Here is a 17,050-nt window from a genome sequence, read left to right on the forward strand (position 1 = left end):
CTTCGGGGGCCCGGCCTTCTGGCGTTCCTGGGCCGAAGCCGGGCGGTCAGCCGGCCATCGCGGCCTCGCGCCGCGCCGGGGCCCAGCAGCGGATGATGTCGCGGACCGAGACGACGCCGACCGGGCCGTGGCCGTCGAGCACGATCAGATGCCGGAAGCCGCCGTGCGTCATGGCCTCGGCGGCCTCCAGAAGGGTCCAGGACGGCGCCGCGAAGACGACGTCGGTGGTCGTGTGCTTGCTCGCCGTCTCGTGGTCCGGGTTCTGGCCCAGGCCGACGGAGTTGAGGATGTCGCGCTCGGTGAGGATGCCGATGCCGCTGGTGTCGGGGTCGAGGACGATGGCCGCGCCGACCCGGCGTGCGGACATCAGCCGGGCCGCCTGGCGGAGGGTGTGGGCAGGTCCGATGGTGAGGACCATCGTGCTCATGGCGTCACGGACGAGCATGGATGGAGCCACCTCCTTGGTGGATTCAGTTCCCGGCGCGGCTGAGCAAGCCCGCTCCGGAGAGAATTCACAAGTTCACAAGTGGGGGGACTCCTAGAGTCGCATCCGGACCGGCCGTCAACAAGGGGCTGGTAGAGGTCAGTCGAGGGGCGCGTAAAAGTACGACTCACGCCCCTCGTGAGCCCCAGTCGTGGGCGTCAGGAGCCCGGGCTCGGCCCTCGTGAGCCCGGGCATGGCCGCGCCGGCGCCCCGCCTACGCCTGCGCGCCGTCGCCGAGGTAGCCGAGCAGTTCCTCGTGGAGCAGGCCGTTGGAGGCCGCCGCGTTGCCGCTGTGCGGGCCCGGCCGCCCGTCGAGCCCGGTGAAGACGCCTCCGGCCTCCTGCACCACGATGACGTTCGCCGCCATGTCCCACAGGGACAGCTCCGGCTCCGCGCAGAAGTCCACCGAGCCCTCGGCGACCATCATGTACGGCCAGAAGTCGCCGTACGCGCGGGTGCGCCAGCACTCCCGGGTCAGGTCCAGGAAGTCGTCCAGCTTGCCCCGCTCCTCCCAGCCGCTCAGCGAGGAGTACGAGAACGAGGCGTCGGCCAGCTTCGAGACGCTGGAGACCTTCAGGCGCGTCGCCGAGGTCAGGCTGCGGCCGGTGAACGCGCCGTGGCCCTTCGCCGCCCACCAGCGCCGGTTCAGGGCGGGCGCGGAGACGACGCCGACCACCGGCTGGAAGCCCGTCTCGCCCGCCTCCATCAGCGAGATCAGGGTCGCCCACACCGGCACGCCCCGGACGTAGTTCTTGGTGCCGTCGATCGGGTCGACCACCCAGCGGCGCGGGCCCGTGCCCTCCAGGCCGTACTCCTCGCCGAGTACCGCGTCGCGCGGCCGGGCCCGCTGCAGATGACCCCGGATGACCTCCTCGGCAGCCTTGTCGGCCTCGCTCACCGGCGTCATGTCCGGCTTGGTCTCGACCTTCAGATCGAGGGCCTTGAACCGGTCCATGGTGGCGGCGTCGGCGGCGTCCGCGAGGACGTGGGCCAGGCGCAGGTCATCGTGATAGTCGGGCATGGTCACCACCGTAGCGATCGCCCGCGGTGTGGACCACAATGCCCGCACTACGGACGCCCCGCGCGCCGCCCACGGCGGCTATTGACAGTCCCTCCGAGCGCGTCAACTCTGAACTCGGAGCCGCTCGCAAGTCTCGGGGGCTCGGGAGGCGACCATGCCCACAGCGCGGGAATCCTTACTGGACGCCGCTCTCTCGGCGCTCGCGGGGCTGCCCTGGTCGGGAGTCCGGATGGTGGACGTGGCGTCCGCCGCCGGGGTCTCGCGGCAGACCCTCTACAACGAGTTCGGAAGCAAAGACGGCTTGGCCCGAGCGCTGGTGCGCCGGGAGGCCGATGTTTATCTGCGGGGCGTCGACAGAGCGCTCGCCGAACGCCCCCCGGCATCTCCGACAGGCTCCGATGCGGGGCGGACCCCCGTCGGCCCCGCCGACCGCCTGGTCCGCGTCGCGGAGTGGACGGTCGGCTCGGCCCGCTCCAGCGCTCTGGTGCGGGCTCTGCTCACGGGCTGCTGGAGCGAGCGCCTTCCGGCGCCCTCGGTCCGTACCACCGCGGCCGTCTCGGCCGTGCCCGCCCAGCGCCGCGCCGACGCCGGGGTGCCCGGGCCCGCCGAACTCGTCGCCGCCGTACGGGACCGCGCGCTCGCCGTGCTGGAGAAGGAGGTGCCGGGCGCGGATCCGGTGGAGCTGGGGCGGTACTGCGAGACGGCGGTGCGGCTCGGGCTTTCCTGTGTGGTGGCGCCGCCGGGGCGGGGTGAGGGGCCCGCCGGGTACATCCGCTCGGTGCTCGCCCGGCTGCCGGTGCGCGCGGCGGGCTAGCCGGGTCCGGCCCCTGACGACTCGTCAAAGATGCTCGTGACGACCCGTCAAAAGTACTCGGGGTGCGGGTCAGTGGGCCGAGCCCGAGATCTGCAGGCCGATCACGCCCACGATGACCAGCGAGATCGACACCAGCTTGAGGGTGGAGACCACGTCGCCGAGGAAGACCATGCCGTAGATCGCGGTGCCGGCCGCCCCGATGCCCGTCCACACCGCGTACGCCGGACCCACGTCCAGCTTCTTCAGCGACAGCGTGAGGAGGCCGAACGATCCCAACGCGAACGCGGCGAACGCGATCGTCGGCCACAGCCGGGTGAAACCGTGCGACAGCTTCAGGCAGACGGCGAAGCCCGTTTCGAGGATTCCCGCCACCACGACCAGCAGCCACGCCATGTCCCAGGGCCTCCCACAACGCATCGTCGTCGCTGACTGCTTGGTCAACACTTGGTGCGATTATGCAACGGAGGGCATGCAGGCGCCCCTGGAAACAGGTCAGTCGCCCTCGCGTCGCTCCCTCGTCGCGAGCAGTCGGCGCAACGAGTAGAGCCGGGCCGGATCGGCGTGACCGTCCGCCACCCACTGGTCCAGGGCGCACTCCGCCTCGTCGTGGCTGCACGCCCGCGGGCAGTTCTCGGTGCCCGGTACGAGATCGGGGAAGGCCAGAATCACCCTTGACGGGTCGACGTGGTGAAGGCCGAAGGACCGTACGCCCGGGGTGTCGATGACCCAGCCGCCGTCCGCGCTGTCCAGGGGCAGCGCCAGCGCCGAGGTGGTGGTGTGGCGGCCGCGCCCGGTGACCGCGTTCACATGGCCGGTGATACGCCGCTGGGCCTCCGGGACCAGCGCGTTGACCAGGGTCGTCTTGCCGACGCCGGAGTGGCCGACGAAGGCGGTGACCCGGCCGTGCAGTTGCTCGCGCACCCGTTCCGCCGCGTCGCCCTCGTACAGCTCCTCGCGCGAGGTGACCACGTACGGGACACCCAACGCGCCGTACATCTCCAGGAGTTCGTCCGCCGGGGCCAGGTCCGACTTCGTCAGGACCAGGAACGGTTCCAGGCCACCGTCGTACGCCGCGACCAGGCAGCGGTCGATGAGGCGGGGCCGCGGCTCGGGGTCGGCGAGCGCGGTGACGATGGCGAGCTGGTCGGCGTTGGCGACGACCACGCGCTCGTACGGGTCGTCGTCGTCCGCGGTGCGCCGCAGGACCGAGCTGCGCTTGCCGATCCGCACGATCCGCGCGAGCGTGTCCTTCTTGCCGGACAGGTCGCCGACGATGTCGACCCGGTCGCCCACCACGGCCGCCTTGCGGCCCAGTTCGCGGGCCTTCATCGCGGTGATCCGGCGGTCGTCCACCAGGCAGGTCAGCCGGCCGCGGTCCACGGTGAGGACCATGCCCTCGGCGGCATCCTCGTGCTTGGGGCGGATGCTGGTGCGGGGGCGGTTGCCCTTGGGGTTGGGGCGGACACGGATGTCGTCCTCGTCGGGGTTCTTGCCGTAGCGGCGCATGATCCTAGGCCCCGCTCAGCTTCCGGACCCTGCCAGCATCGAACTCCACATGTCCGGGAAGTCGGGCAGCGTCTTGGCCGTCGTCGCCACGTTCTCGATCTGCACGCCGTCGACCGCGAGGCCGATGATCGCGCCGGCGGTGGCCATCCGGTGGTCGTCGTAGGTGTGGAAGACGCCGCCGTGCAGCGGGCGCGGCCGGATGTGCAGGCCGTCGGCGGTCTCCGTGACGTCGCCGCCGAGCTCGTTGATCTCCTTGGTGAGCGCGGCCAGGCGGTCCGTCTCGTGCAGCCGCAGGTGCGCGACGCCGCGCAGCGTGGACGGGGAGTCGGCGAGCGCCGCGACGGCCGCGATGCCGGGGGTCAGCTCGCCGACCTCGCTCAGGTCCACGTCGATGCCGTGGATGCGGCCGGAACCGTTGAACACCAGCCCGCGGTCGGCCAGTTGGCAGGTGCCGCCCATCTCCGTGAAGATCTGGCGCAGCTGGTCGCCGGGCTGGGTGGTGCGCACCGGCCAGTCGGGGATGACGACCGTGCCGCCCGTGACGAGGGCCGCGGCCAGGAACGGCTGGGCGTTGGACAGGTCCGGCTCGACGGTCAGGTCGCGGCCGAGCAGCGCCGAGTGCGAGACCCGCCACACGTTGGGCTCGCCGCCCGTCTCCGGCTCGTCGACCTGGGCGCCCACGCAGCGCAGCATGTCGACCGTCATCCGGATGTGCGGCATGGAGGGCAGCGTGGAGCCCACGTGCCGCACCTCGACGCCCTGGTTGAAGCGGGGTGCGGAGAGCAGCAGGGCCGAGACGAACTGGGAGCTGGAGGAGGCGTCGATCTCCACCCGGCCGCCTTCGAGCGCGCCCACGCCGTGCACGGTCATCGGGAGCGCGCCGCGGTTGTCGTCGTCGATGCGGGCGCCGAGTGCGCGCAGGCCCTCGATCACGCCGCCGAGCGGGCGCTCGTAGGAGCGCGGGTCGCCGTCGAAGCGGACCGGGCCGTCGGCAAGGGCGGCGACCGGGGGCAGGAAGCGCATGACCGTACCGGCGTTGCCGACGTCGACCGTGGCCGGGCCGTGCAGGCCGGCCGGGATCACGCGCCAGGCCTCGCCGGAGCCGTCGGGCCCCACGCCCTCCTCGATGCCGACGCCCAGGGTGCGCAGGGCCTCCGCCATCAACAGGGTGTCGCGTGAACGCAGGGGGCGGCGCAGCCAGCCGGGCTCGGCGGCGAGCGCCGCCAGGACGAGCCCGCGATTGGTGACCGATTTCGATCCGGGCACGGTGACGGTCGCATCGACGGCTCCGCTCGCGAGGGGGGCGGGCCAGAGGGCGGGGTGCACGGGCGTTTCGGTCATGGTCCTCACTTTAGTGGGGCCGTCAGCTAGAGACCGAGCAGCCAGCGGCCACCGCCGATCAGGGAGCAGACAGAAACGGCGTGGAAGAGGAAGAGCCAGAGCGCCGGTGGTACGTGGGTGAGCCGTGCGAGCTGGTCGGCGTCCGAGTCGCCGTCGTTGTGGCGGCGGCGCTTGCTCTGCAGCTCGAACGCCGGGCGCACCCCTCCGAGCAGCAGGAACCACACGGCCGTGTAAGCGAACGCCGACTGGACGTCCGGGCTGGTCAGCCAGGAGATGAGCAGGAAGGCGGCGCCGGTCACCACGACGGTGAGGACGCCGTACGCGTTGCGGATCATCACCAGCATGGCGACGAGCAGGGCTGTGGCCAGCCACAGGAAGAGCGTGACGTGGTGGGCGGCGAGCAGCCAGGCGCCGCCGAGGCCGAGCAGCGGGGGAGCGGTGTATCCGGCGGCGGCCGTGAGGATCATGCCGGGGCCGTGCGGCTTGCCCCGGCTCACGGTCAGGCCGCTGGTGTCCGAGTGCAGCCGGATGCCGTCGAGGCGGCGGCCGGTGAGCAGCGCGACCAGGCCGTGGCCGCCCTCGTGGGCGATGGTGATGGCGTTGCGCGAGAGGCGCCAGAGGCTGTGCGGGACGACGACGGCGAGCGCGGCTATGCCCGTCGCGACGACCAGCCACTGGGCTGGCGCGCTCTGGGTGCCGAAGAGCTGGAAGTCTTCAAGCGCGGACATTTCTGGGACGGCTCCTCATGGGGTACGGGCGCCGTGGCAGTGTGGCACCTATGTGCGGTAGGTATGCAGCGAGTCGCAGGCCCGAGGATCTCGCAGGAATCTTTGAAATAGAGAAGTGGGATCCGGCGGAGGCGTTGGAGCCCGACTGGAACGTGGCTCCGACCAAAGAGGTCTACGTCGTCCTTGAGCGCCCTCTTAAGGACGCCGACTCCCCCCGTCCGGTTCGTCAGCTGCGCAAGCTGAAGTGGGGACTCGTCCCCTCCTGGGCGAAATCGCCCGAGGGTGCGGCCCGGATGATCAACGCGCGCGCCGAGACCATCCACGAGAAGCCCTCCTTCAAGAAGGCCTTCGCCTCCCGCCGCTGCATCATCCCGGCGGACGGCTACTACGAATGGGTCACCGGCGCCGGGGAGCGCGAGCTGGAGGTCGAGGGCAGGAAGAAGCGGCCGCGCAAGCAGCCGTACTTCGTGACCCCGGCGGACGGCTCGGTCTTCGCGATGGCCGGCCTGTACGAGTTCTGGCGCGACCGCACGCTGCCCGACGACCACCCGTCGGCCTGGTGGGTGACCTGCTCGGTGGTCACCACGGAGGCCGAGACGGGGCCGCTGGGCGTGGCCCCGGCACAGGGTCCCGGCTCGCTCGCGGACATCCATCCCCGGATGCCGCTGATGCTGATGCCGGACCGGTGGGGCGCCTGGCTCGACCCGTCCCACACGGACACCGAGTCGCTGAGGGATCTGCTCGCGCCGCCGCCGGGCGGCCTCATGCGGGCGTATCCCGTTTCGACGGCGGTGAGCAACGTACGCAACAACGGGCCGGAACTCCTGACGGAGCTGGAGGGGCCCGAGGAGGGCACGCTGTTCTGACGGTGACCTCGCCCATGTCGTACGCCGCCCCCGCCCGGCCCGGCGGCAGGATGGCCCCGTGAGCACCAGCGAGATCATCGAGACCGGCGCCGGCGAGGCGCGTATCACCTGGCACACCGCCAAGAAGGCCCGCCTCGTGCTGGCCGTGAGTCATGGGGCGGGTGGCGGGATCGAGGCCCGGGACCTCCAGGCGCTGGCCGGCGCTCTGCCGCCGCTCGGGGTGAGCGTGGCTCTGGTGGAGCAGCCCTGGCGGGTGGCCGGCAAGAAGGTCGCCCCGGCACCGAAGACGCTGGACACGGGATGGCGCGACCTGTGGCCGGCCGTGGTGAAGAAGGGGCTGCCCGTCGTCGCGGGCGGCCGCAGCGCCGGGGCCCGGGTCGCCTGCCGCACGGCGGCGGAGCTCGGCGCGGCCGGAGCCCTCGCCCTGAGCTTCCCGCTGCATCCGCCGGGCAAGCCGGAGAAGTCGAGGGCGCCGGAGCTGCTCGGGGCGGGCGTGCCCACCCTGGTGGTGCAGGGCGGCAACGACCCCTTCGGGAAGCCCGCCGAGTTCCCCGAAGGGGCGTACGGGCTCGTGGAAGTGCCGTTCGGCGACCACGGGTTCGCGGTGCCCAAGCGGGCCTCCCTCACCCAGCAGGAGGCACTGGACGTGATCACCGCGGCGGTCGGCGAATGGCTCGGCACGCTGATGGCCTGACGCCGGGAATGCGGAATGCGGGCGCACTGTTATGCGCGACGTAAGGGATACGCAGACCAGCTGTGGAGAGGGAGTCCGTCGCATGGGTTCGACCATCTGCCCGAGCCGCAAGGCCGCCTCTGACCTGGAGTGGACGGTGCTTTCCGCGGCCAGGACCGCTCCTATTCGAGCGGCGGGCGGAGCGGATCGTCGTCTATCCTCCGATTCGAGTGGGTCCGCATTCGGGCTCAGCACAGCGTTCGAGGAGGTGGGTCCGGTCACAGGGACCGACGACGGCCACGTGGAAGAGACCACCGCCGAGCGCAATGCGCGCTTCGAGCGGGATGCCCTCGGCTACCTCGACCAGATGTACTCGGCCGCATTGCGCATGACGCGCAATCCCGCCGATGCGGAAGACCTGGTCCAGGAGACGTATGCCAAGGCGTACGGGTCCTTCCACCAGTTCCGCGAGGGCACCAACCTGAAGGCTTGGCTCTACCGGATTCTCACCAACACCTTCATCAACTCCTACCGGAAGAAGCAGCGCGAACCCCAGCGCAGCGCCGCGGAGGAGATCGAGGACTGGCAGCTCGCGCGCGCCGAGTCGCACATGTCGACGGGGCTGCGCTCCGCCGAGTCGCAGGCGCTCGACCATCTGCCGGATTCGGACGTGAAGGCAGCCCTGCAGGCCATTCCGGAAGAGTTCCGCATCGCCGTGTATCTCGCGGACGTAGAGGGCTTTGCGTACAAGGAGATCGCGGACATCATGGGTACACCCATCGGTACAGTGATGTCCCGGCTGCACCGGGGCCGCCGCCAACTGCGCGGAATGCTGGAGGACTACGCCCGTGACCGCGGGCTCGTCCCGGCCGGCGCCGGCGAGTCGGACGAAGCGAAAGGCTCGGGCTCATGAGCTGCGGAGAGCCGCACGAGACGGACTGCTCTGAGGTCCTGGACCACCTCTACGAGTTCCTCGACCACGAGATGCCCCCCACGGACTGCGACAAGTTCGAGGTGCACTTCGAGGAATGCTCGCCGTGCCTGGAGAAGTACGGCCTGGAGCAGGCCGTGAAGAAGCTGGTGAAGCGCTGCTGCGGCTCGGACGACGTGCCGAGCGATCTGCGCTCCAAGGTGATGGGCCGCATCGACCTGATCCGCTCCGGCCAGGCGGTGCCCGAACAGGACGTCGTCACGGGAGAGATGCCGACGCTGCGGTCCGAATGATCTCCAGGTGATCCGGCGCTGTGACACGGATGATCTAGAACGGTGAACTGCCGCTCGCGGCAGGGCAGTTGAGAGCGGCCACGACCTCACGTCGTGGCCGCTCTGCTGTGTCCTCATGCCCATGGGGCGCCCGGCGTCACCCGAATGTGCTAATCCGGGAGGCTCGAAACGCCCTATTCCGACCATGCGCCCCACCGTCACCGCACGCAGGCCTATTCTCGCGAAGCTGTACGCACTGGGCTGCCCGGGCGGATGGGGAGGTGGGGGCCATGGCGGAGCCGAGGGGGCTGCGGGACATTCCGGTCGGGGCGCGCATCGCCGTCGTGGGCGCCGTCGTGGGCGCGGGCGCATGCGCGCTGCCCGTACTGCGCCAGGGCGTGCCCTGGGCGGCCGTGGCGCTCCTCGCGGGCCTGTACGCGCTCTGCGAATGGCCGCCGCGCTGCCCGGTGCTCGCCGGGCGCGTGAACGTGCCGATCGCCTCCGGCTCCTTCTTCCCGGTGCTGCTCGCCGCCGCCTTCCTGCTCCCGCCGGCCGCCGCCGCCCTCGTCGCGGTGCCGGGTGCGCTCATCGCGTCCGTCGAGGAGGAGCCGCGCCGGGTGCGCCGGGTCTGGCGGGCCGCGCAGCTCGCGATCGCGGCGTCGGCGGCGGCCGGCGCCCATGTGCTGCTCGGCGGGCGCGAGACGCTGGGCGGGCGGGGCGCCGCCGCCGCACCCGACTTCCCGTACGCGCTGCTGCCGGCCGGGGCCGCCGCCCTGGTGTTCTGCCTGGCCCTGACCGCGCTCGACGGGCTCATCCTGGCCACCGCCGAACGGCGCCCGCCCCGCACCGCCTGGCGCGGGCTCCTGCTGCGCTCGCTCGCCCCGCACTGTGTGCACGGGCTCGCGGGGCTGATGATGGCCGTCCTCTGGCGGAGCCGGTTCGGGCCGCCCGCGGCGCTGTTCGTGCTGCTTCCCATGTACATCTCGTGCTGGGTCTTCGCCCAGTACCACCGCGAGCGCGCCGCCCACCGGGCCACCATCCGCGCCCTCGTCCAGGCCGTCGACATCAAGGACAGGTACACGCGCGGCCACAGCGAGCGGGTCGGCCGGGCCTCGGAGATGATCGCGCGCGAACTCGGCATGGAGGAAGGGCGGTTGGAGGTCATCCGGTTCGCCGGAATCCTGCACGACGTCGGCAAGCTCGGGGTGCCGACCCGGGTGCTCCGCAAGGACGGCCCGCTCACCCCCGAGGAGCGGGCGGTGATCGAACTGCATCCCGAGTACGGGCACGAGATGGTGCGCGGCATCGGCTTCCTCGGCGAGGCCCGCGCCGCGATCCTGCACCACCACGAGCGGCTCGACGGCAGCGGCTATCCCTACGGGCTCGCGGGCGGCCAGATCCCCGAGGCGGCCCGGGTGGTCGCGGTGGCCGACGCCTTCGACGCGATGACGTCCACGCGCTCCTACCGGCAGGCGAGACCGGTCGCGGCGGCCGTCACCGAGCTGGAGCGGTGCGCGGGCGCGCAGTTCGACCCGCGGATGGTCGGCGGCCTGGTGCGGGCGCTGTCCCGGTACGGATGGCACGTCGAGGTCACCGCGGACGAGCCTGCGGGCTTCGGGGCGCGCGGAAACGTACCGCCGTCCAGACCGGTGGGGACGCCCGCTGAGCCCGCCGCGGATCTGCTCCCCACCCCGCCCGCGACCGGCCGGATCTCGCCCTTAGCGGACGTCGGCGAACCGGGGCCGCGCCCCCACCCCGCACCCGGGCTCCCCGACCCCCGCCGCTCGAACGCCCAAGGCGCCTGACATGGCCGCCCGGCCCTCCGCCCCCGTCCTCGCCGCCTACGCCCTCGCCGGGCTGCTCACCGCCTGGGCGCTCGGGGCGACCCTGCACGACGGGCTCGTCGAACCCGGCACCGCCGCCGCGTTCGGCGCGCTCATCGCGGTGGGGGAGCTGGCCCGGTGGGGGGCCGGGGACGGGGAGCGGGACCCCGCGCCGCTCGCCTCGGCCGGGGCGCTGGCCTACGCGCTGCTCGGGCAGAACGCCGGGCACGCCACCCGGCACGGGGTGCTCCAGGTGATCGCCGTGGTGATGGCCGCGGCCCTGCTCGGATCCGTACCGCATGTGGCCGTCGGGCGCGGGCCGAGCCTGGACCAGGCGGCCCGGCGGGTGCTCACCGTGGCCTTCGCCGCCGTCTGTTTTCAGCCGCTCTACAACTCGGGGCACCTCGACGCCTGGTTCGGGCACGGACCGTACTTCGCGTTCGTTCTCCTGTTGCTGCTCGTACTGACCGCGCTGTGCGACGCGGTGGTCTGCGCCCTGCTGCTGTACGCCCGCACCCGGTACCCCTTCGGGCCGCTCCTGCGCGACGAACTGCGCGGGCTCATCGGCATCGGGTCCGCCGTGTGCGCCACCGGCACCGTGATGGCCCTCGCCGTCGCCGCCGCCGGGCTGTGGGCGCTGCCCGTGTTCTGCGTGCCGCTGCTCCTCACCCAGCTGGCCTTCCGGCGGTATGCGGCCGTGCGCACCACGTACCGCCAGACCATCACCTCACTGGCCCGCGCCACCGAGATCGCCGGATACACCAAGCCGGGCCACGCCCGCCGGGTCGCCCAGCTCAGCCGGGCCGTCGGGCGCGAGCTGGGGCTCTCCGAGAGCGAGCTGACCGTCCTGGAGTACGCGGCGCTCATGCACGACATCGGGCAGCTGTCCCTGCTCGACCCGGTCCCCGCCGGGGCCACCGCCACGCTGCCCGCCGATGAGCAGCGCCGCATCGCGCTGCTCGGCGGCGCGGTCGTGCGCCAGACCGGGGTGCCCGCCGACGTCGCGGTCGTCGTGGAGCGGCAGGCCGACCCGTACCGGGAGCAGCCGCTGCCCGCCAGGATCGTCCGCGCGGTCAACGCCTACGACGACCTCGCGGAGGGCTCACCGGGCCCCGGAGGGTCGCTGAGCGCACTCGAACAGCTGCGTCTCGGTACCGGCCGTGACTACCATCCCCAGGTTGTCGAATCCCTGGCACGCGTGCTGGCCCGAGGCTGTCTGACCCGGGTGCCTCCTGGGTAACCCAGGAGTAATGAGCGGCCTTCCGGCTGGGCATGGTTGGATGCGAAAAGAACCCAGAAAACTGGGAGACCGTAAGACCGACCCGGTAGTCGGGGCCGGTCTGGGCAGGCGGGAATCGTGAGGATCTTCGGCAAGGGACGGCACCGGCCCTCCGCCTCGTGGCGGCAGGCCACGGACCGTGCGTTCACGCTGATCGGCGACGGCCGGTACGAGGACGCCGGGGCGCTGCTTACGCGCGCCGCGGACCTGGAACCGTGGCTGTCCGAGTCCTGGTTCAACCTGGCGCTCCTGCACAAGTTCCGGCACGACTGGGAGCAGGCGCGGGCCGCCGGGCTTCGTGCGGTCGCCCTCCTCGACAAGGAGACCGGCGCCCCCGACTGGTGGAACGTCGGCATCGCGGCCACCGCCCTGCAGGACTGGCCGCTGGCCCGCCGGGCCTGGCAGGCGTACGGCCTGAAGGTGCCGGGCGAGGCCACCGGCAGCGGTGAGCCCGTCGGCATGGAGCTGGGCAGCGCCGCCGTGCGCCTCTCGCCCGAGGGCGAGGCCGAGGTGGTGTGGGGCCGCCGGCTCGACCCGGCCCGCATGGAAGTCCTGTCCATCCCGCTGCCGTCCTCCGGGCGGCGCTGGGGCGAGGTCGTGCTGCACGACGGCGTCCCGCACGGCGAGCGCACCACCGCCGCCGGCCCGTCCTTCCCGGTCTTCGACGAGATCGAGCTGTGGGCGCCCTCGCCGGTGCCGACCTGGGTGGTCCTCCTGGAGGCGGCCACCGAGGCCGACCGGGACGCGCTGGAGCAGCTCGCGGCCGATGCCGGCTTCGCCGCCGAGGACTGGTCCTCCTCCGTACGCCTGCTGTGCCGGGCCTGCTCCGAGTCCCAGATGCCCAGCGACGAGGGCGACGGCGAGCACCTCGACCCGCACGACCACAGCGAGCCCGGCCACCCGGGACCGCTCGGCCACCGCACCTCCGGCGACCTGTGGGTCCCGGAACGCGAATGCGGCATCGCGGCCCCCGCGGGGTTGGTCCGCGGCCTCCTCGACGGCTGGGTGGCCGACAACCCGGACAGCCGGGAGTGGCGGGATCTAGAAGAAGTCTGCTGAGCCTGGCCTTAGGCTGTATGGGATCGGAATCGGGTTTTCAGGAAGGCTTACGGCGGACATGGCGCAGCAGGAGACGGACCAGCAGGTCGAGAACGACGGGTTCGTCGTGGACACGGAGGACTGCGAGGCGCGCGAGCTGGCCTACCGCGAGCGCGGCACCGCCCGCCCGATCACGGTGGTCGGCAACCCCGTGCTCCACAAGGAGTGCAAGGACGTCACCGAGTTCGACGGCGAGCTCGCCAAGCTCGTCGACGACATGTTCGCCAGCCAGAAGGCGGCCGAGGGCGTGGGCCTGGCCGCCAACCAGATCGGTGTGGACCTGAAGGTCTTCGTCTACGACTGCATGGACGACGAGGGCGTCCGGCACGTCGGCGTCGTCTGCAACCCGGTCCTCGAAGAGCTGCCGTCCGAGCTGCGTGTCCTGGACGAGTCCAACGAGGGCTGCCTGTCCGTGCCGACCGCGTACGCCGAACTCGCCCGCCCCGACTACGCGGTGGTCACCGGCCAGGACGCCGAGGGCAACCCGGTCAGGGTGCGCGGCACCGGCTACTTCGCGCGCTGCCTCCAGCACGAGACGGACCACCTGTACGGGTACCTGTACATCGACCGGCTCTCCAAGCGGGACCGCAAGGACGCGCTGAAGCAGATGGCGGAGGGCACGGCCCGCTACGAGACCGTGCCCAACAACTGACGTTCCCCGTAAGGCAGTTGGCGCAAGACCGTAAGGCGTGAGGCTCCGCTCCCCCCGTGGCAGCGGCGCCCCACGCCTTACGTATGTGGGGGACTAGAAGTCCTCGTCGAAGCCCACCGAGCCCTCGACCGCCACCTGGTAGGCGGACGGGCGGCGCTCGAAGAAGTTCGTCAGCTCCTGGACGCCCTGGAGCTCCATGAACGAGAACGGGTTCGACGAGCCGTACACCGCCGGGAAGCCGAGCCGGGTCAGGCGCTGGTCGGCGACGCACTCCAGGTACTCGCGCATCGACTCGGTGTTCATGCCCGGCAGGCCGTCACCGCACAGGTCGCGGCCGAACTGGAGCTCCGCCTCGACCGCTTCCTTGATCATGTCGGTGACCTGCTCCTGAAGCAGATCGTCGAAGAGGTCCGGCTCCTCCTTGCGGACGGTGTCCACGACCTCGAAGGCGAAGTTCATGTGCATCGTCTCGTCGCGGAACACCCAGTTGGTGCCGGTCGCGAGGCCGTGCAGCAGACCCCGGCTGCGGAACCAGTAGACGTACGCGAAGGCACCGTAGAAGAACAGGCCCTCGATGCACGCCGCGAAGCAGATCAGGTTCAGCAGGAAACGACGGCGGTCGGCCTTCGTCTCCAGGCGCTCGATCTTCTCGACCGAGTCCATCCACTTGAAGCAGAACTGCGCCTTCTCGCGGATCGAGGGGATCTCCTCGACCGCGTCGAACGCGGCCGCACGGTCCTCCGGGTCGGGGAGGTAGGTGTCGAGCAGCGTCAGATAGAACTGGACGTGCACGGCCTCTTCGAAGAGCTGACGGCTCAAGTAGAGCCGCGCCTCGGGGGAGTTGATGTGCTTGTAGAGCGTCAGCACCAGGTTGTTGGAGACGATCGAGTCACCCGTCGCGAAGAACGCGACCAGGCGGCCGATCATGTGCTGCTCGCCCGGCGTCAGCTTCGCGAGGTCGGCGACGTCGGAGTGGAGGTCGACCTCCTCGACGGTCCAGGTGTTCTTGATCGCGTCCCGGTAGCGCTCGTAGAAGTCCGGGTAGCGCATGGGGCGGAGAGTCAGCTCGAAGCCCGGGTCGAGCAGGTTCTTGTCTTGGGTGGTGCTCATTACTGGCAGGCCTCGCAGGACTCGGGGTTTTCGAGCGAGCAGGCGATCGCGTCGGCGTCGGGGGCCGCCTGCTGGACGGGGATGGTGGGGGTGGCCTGGGCGGCGCGGGCGATGCGGGTCGCCGGGCGCGAGCGCAGGTAGTACGTCGTCTTCAGGCCCTGCTTCCAGGCGTACGCGTACATCGACGACAGCTTGCCGATGGTGGGCGTCTCCAGGAACAGGTTCAGGGACTGCGACTGGTCGAGGAACGGGGTGCGGGCGGCGGCCATGTCGATCAGGCCGCGCTGCGGGATCTCCCACGCCGTGCGGTACAGGGCGCGCACGTCGGCGGGGATCCAGTTGAAGTCCTGCACCGAGCCGCTCGCCTCGCGCAGCGCCTCGCGGGACTGCGCGTCCCACACGCCGAGCTTCTTGAGCTCCTCCACCAAGTAGCCGTTGACCTGGAGGAATTCACCGCTCAGCGTCTCGCGCTTGAAGAGGTTGGAGACCTGCGGCTCGATGCACTCGTACACGCCCGCGATGGACGCGATGGTCGCGGTCGGGGCGATCGCGAGGAGCAGCGAGTTGCGCATGCCGACCTTGGCGATACGTTCCCGCAGGGCCGCCCAGCGCTCCGGCCAGGTCAGCTCGACGTCGTAGTGGTCGGGGTGCAGCACGCCGCGCGCGGTGCGGGTCTTGTCCCAGGCGGGCAGCGGGCCCGACCGCTCGGCGAGGTCGGTGGAGGCCTCGTACGCGGTCAGCATGATCCGCTCGGAGAGCTGGGTGGAGAGGGCCTTGGCCTCGGGGGAGTCGAAGGGCAGGCGCAGCTTGAAGAAGACGTCCTGGAGGCCCATCGCGCCCAGGCCCACTGGGCGCCACTTGGCGTTGGAGCGGCCGGCCTGCTCGGTCGGGTAGAAGTTGATGTCGACGACCCGGTCGAGGAAGGTCACGGCGGTGCGGACGGTCGCGTCGAGGCGCTCCCAGTCGATGCCGTCGCCCACGACGAAGGCGCCCAGGTTGACCGAGCCGAGGTTGCAGACCGCCGTCTCGCCGTCGTCCGTGACCTCCAGGATCTCGGTGCACAGGTTGGAGGAGTGGACCGTGTGGCCGGGCTCGGCCGTCTGGTTGGCGGTGCGGTTGGAGGCGTCCTTGAACGTCATCCACCCGTTGCCGGTCTGCGCGAGGGTGCGCATCATGCGGCCGTACAGGTCGCGGGCCGGCATGGTCTTCTGGGCGAGCCCGGCGGCCTCGGCCTTGCGGTAGGCGGCGTCGAACTCCTCGCCCCACAGGTCGACGAGCTCGGGCACGTCGGCCGGCGAGAACAGCGACCACTGGCCGTCGGCGTCGACCCGGCGCATGAACTCGTCGGGGATCCAGTGCGCGAGGTTCAGGTTGTGCGTACGCCGCTGGTCCTCACCGGTGTTGTCGCGCAGCTCCAGGAACTCCTCGATGTCGGAGTGCCAGGTCTCCAGGTACACCGCGGCCGCGCCCTTGCGCCGGCCGCCCTGGTTGACCGCGGCCACCGACGCGTCGAGGGTCTTCAGGAACGGGACGATGCCGTTGGAGTGGCCGTTGGTGCCCCGGATCAGCGAACCGCGGCCACGGATGCGGGAGTACGAGAGGCCGATGCCGCCCGCGTGCTTCGAGAGGCGTGCCACCTGGTGGTAGCGGTCGTAGATCGAGTCGAGCTCGTCCAGCGGCGAGTCGAGCAGGTAGCAGGACGACATCTGGGGGTGCCGGGTGCCGGAGTTGAAGAGCGTCGGGGAGGACGGCAGGTAGTCCAGGCGGCTCATCAGGCCGTACAGGGACGCCACTTCGTCCAGGGCGCGGACCGACTCGTCCTCGGCGAGGCCGGACGCCACGCGCAGCATGAAGTGCTGGGGGGTCTCGACGACCTTGCGGGTGATCGGGTGGCGCAGCAGGTAGCGGGAGTAGAGGGTGCGCAGGCCGAAGTAGCCGAAGCGGTCGTCGGCGCCGTCGGCGAGGGCGGCGTCCACCAGCGCGTCGAGGCGGGCGGCGTGGGCGTCGACGAACTCGGCGGTGCGGTCGGCGATCAGGCCCTCGCGGTGGCCGACGGCGACCGAGGCGGAGAACGAGACCGCGCCCTGGGTCGCGGCCTCTTCGGCGATGGTGATGGTCAGGAGGCGGGCGGCGAGGCGGGAGTACGCCGGGTCCTCGGAGATGAGCCCCGCGGCCGCCTCGGTGGCCAGCTCGCGCAGCTCGGCCTCGTCGGAACGGGCGTTGCGGCCCCGCAGCGCGGCGGCGGCGACCCGGCCGGGGTCGGTGTCCGCGAGGTCGGCGGTGAGATCGGTCAGGGTCCGCAGCAACGCGGTCCCCGGGGCATCCGCCAGCTCTTCGGTGATCGCTGAAGCGGGATCCGCAGGGGCGATGGTCACGTGGGGGGCACTCCCTCGCTCGGCACGGGGCCCTTCGGAGGGAGGCGTCGGCGCGCGTCGGGGCAGCCCGAGCGCGT

Annotated in this window: 17 protein-coding genes; 9 read left to right on the forward strand and 8 right to left on the reverse strand. The window is 71.5% G+C overall.

Annotated elements, in window-relative coordinates; genetic code table 11:
• Positions 1–46: 46 nt before the first annotated feature.
• Positions 47–445, reverse strand: coding sequence for a CBS domain-containing protein (locus ABD346_RS26540; RefSeq protein WP_053729881.1), 399 nt, complete (start codon positions 443–445; stop codon positions 47–49).
• Positions 446–698: 253 nt separating this feature from the next.
• Entirely contained in the window at positions 699–1,505 is an 807-nt protein-coding gene (hisN, locus tag ABD346_RS26545) for a histidinol-phosphatase (RefSeq protein WP_344378287.1), read from the reverse strand.
• 154 nt (positions 1,506–1,659) lie between these two features.
• Between hisN and ABD346_RS26550 the strand changes: the two genes are divergently transcribed.
• Entirely contained in the window at positions 1,660–2,319 is a 660-nt protein-coding gene (locus ABD346_RS26550; protein WP_344378288.1) for a TetR/AcrR family transcriptional regulator, read from the forward strand.
• A 69-nt stretch (positions 2,320–2,388) separates the two neighbouring features.
• Here the strand turns inward: ABD346_RS26550 and ABD346_RS26555 are convergent, their stop codons facing one another.
• The 4 genes from ABD346_RS26555 to ABD346_RS26570 form a co-directional block, all read right to left on the reverse strand.
• Entirely contained in the window at positions 2,389–2,712 is a 324-nt protein-coding gene (locus ABD346_RS26555) for a DMT family transporter (protein ID WP_114038981.1), read from the reverse strand.
• 99 nt (positions 2,713–2,811) lie between these two features.
• On the reverse strand, positions 2,812–3,825 hold the full coding sequence (gene rsgA, locus ABD346_RS26560; protein WP_344378289.1) for a ribosome small subunit-dependent GTPase A: 1,014 nt from the start codon (positions 3,823–3,825) through the stop codon (positions 2,812–2,814).
• Positions 3,826–3,840: 15 nt separating this feature from the next.
• Positions 3,841–5,166 carry a 3-phosphoshikimate 1-carboxyvinyltransferase gene (gene aroA, locus ABD346_RS26565; RefSeq protein ID WP_344378291.1) on the reverse strand — a complete coding sequence of 442 codons (1,326 nt, stop codon included), beginning with the start codon at positions 5,164–5,166 and terminating at the stop codon, positions 3,841–3,843.
• Between the two features lie 26 nt (positions 5,167–5,192).
• A complete protein-coding gene (locus ABD346_RS26570) occupies positions 5,193–5,894 on the reverse strand; it encodes a M50 family metallopeptidase (RefSeq protein ID WP_344378293.1) in 702 nt (233 codons plus the stop codon).
• Positions 5,895–5,944: 50 nt separating this feature from the next.
• On the opposite strand from ABD346_RS26570, the gene ABD346_RS26575 reads away from it, so the two are divergent.
• The 8 genes from ABD346_RS26575 (at position 5,945) to def (ending at position 13,488) form a co-directional block, all read left to right on the forward strand.
• The gene (locus ABD346_RS26575) at positions 5,945–6,760 is read left to right on the forward strand and encodes an SOS response-associated peptidase (protein ID WP_344378294.1); all 816 of its coding nucleotides are present in this window, start codon (positions 5,945–5,947) and stop codon (positions 6,758–6,760) included.
• A 58-nt stretch (positions 6,761–6,818) separates the two neighbouring features.
• Complete coding sequence (locus ABD346_RS26580; protein WP_344378296.1) at positions 6,819–7,454, forward strand: alpha/beta hydrolase family protein; 636 nt, start codon at positions 6,819–6,821, stop codon at positions 7,452–7,454.
• 247 nt (positions 7,455–7,701) lie between these two features.
• Complete coding sequence (locus tag ABD346_RS26585) at positions 7,702–8,346, forward strand: sigma-70 family RNA polymerase sigma factor (protein ID WP_167157084.1); 645 nt, start codon at positions 7,702–7,704, stop codon at positions 8,344–8,346.
• Positions 8,343–8,657 carry a mycothiol system anti-sigma-R factor gene (rsrA, locus tag ABD346_RS26590; RefSeq protein ID WP_344378299.1) on the forward strand — a complete coding sequence of 105 codons (315 nt, stop codon included), beginning with the start codon at positions 8,343–8,345 and terminating at the stop codon, positions 8,655–8,657. The genes ABD346_RS26585 and rsrA overlap by 4 nt, the downstream gene beginning before the upstream one ends.
• A gap of 287 nt (positions 8,658–8,944) precedes the next feature.
• Positions 8,945–10,441 carry an HD-GYP domain-containing protein gene (locus ABD346_RS26595; protein ID WP_381227845.1) on the forward strand — a complete coding sequence of 499 codons (1,497 nt, stop codon included), beginning with the start codon at positions 8,945–8,947 and terminating at the stop codon, positions 10,439–10,441.
• 1 nt (position 10,442) lies between these two features.
• Positions 10,443–11,699: an HD-GYP domain-containing protein gene (locus ABD346_RS26600; protein ID WP_344378302.1), complete on the forward strand. Its 1,257-nt coding sequence runs from the start codon at positions 10,443–10,445 to the stop codon at positions 11,697–11,699.
• Positions 11,700–11,816: 117 nt separating this feature from the next.
• On the forward strand, positions 11,817–12,797 hold the full coding sequence (locus ABD346_RS26605) for a tetratricopeptide repeat protein (protein ID WP_344378303.1): 981 nt from the start codon (positions 11,817–11,819) through the stop codon (positions 12,795–12,797).
• Positions 12,798–12,855: 58 nt separating this feature from the next.
• Positions 12,856–13,488: a peptide deformylase gene (gene def / locus ABD346_RS26610; RefSeq protein WP_344378304.1), complete on the forward strand. Its 633-nt coding sequence runs from the start codon at positions 12,856–12,858 to the stop codon at positions 13,486–13,488.
• Between the two features lie 93 nt (positions 13,489–13,581).
• On the opposite strand, the gene ABD346_RS26615 is transcribed toward def, so the two are convergent.
• Positions 13,582–14,598: a ribonucleotide-diphosphate reductase subunit beta gene (locus tag ABD346_RS26615; RefSeq protein WP_344378305.1), complete on the reverse strand. Its 1,017-nt coding sequence runs from the start codon at positions 14,596–14,598 to the stop codon at positions 13,582–13,584.
• Complete coding sequence (locus ABD346_RS26620) at positions 14,598–16,973, reverse strand: ribonucleoside-diphosphate reductase subunit alpha (RefSeq protein WP_344378306.1); 2,376 nt, start codon at positions 16,971–16,973, stop codon at positions 14,598–14,600. Before ABD346_RS26620 ends, ABD346_RS26615 begins: the two co-directional genes overlap by 1 nt.
• Positions 16,974–17,050: the final 77 nt, after the last annotated feature.

The organism is Streptomyces mauvecolor (assembly GCF_039532965.1).
Classification (GTDB): Bacteria; Actinomycetota; Actinomycetes; order Streptomycetales; family Streptomycetaceae; genus Streptomyces; species Streptomyces violascens.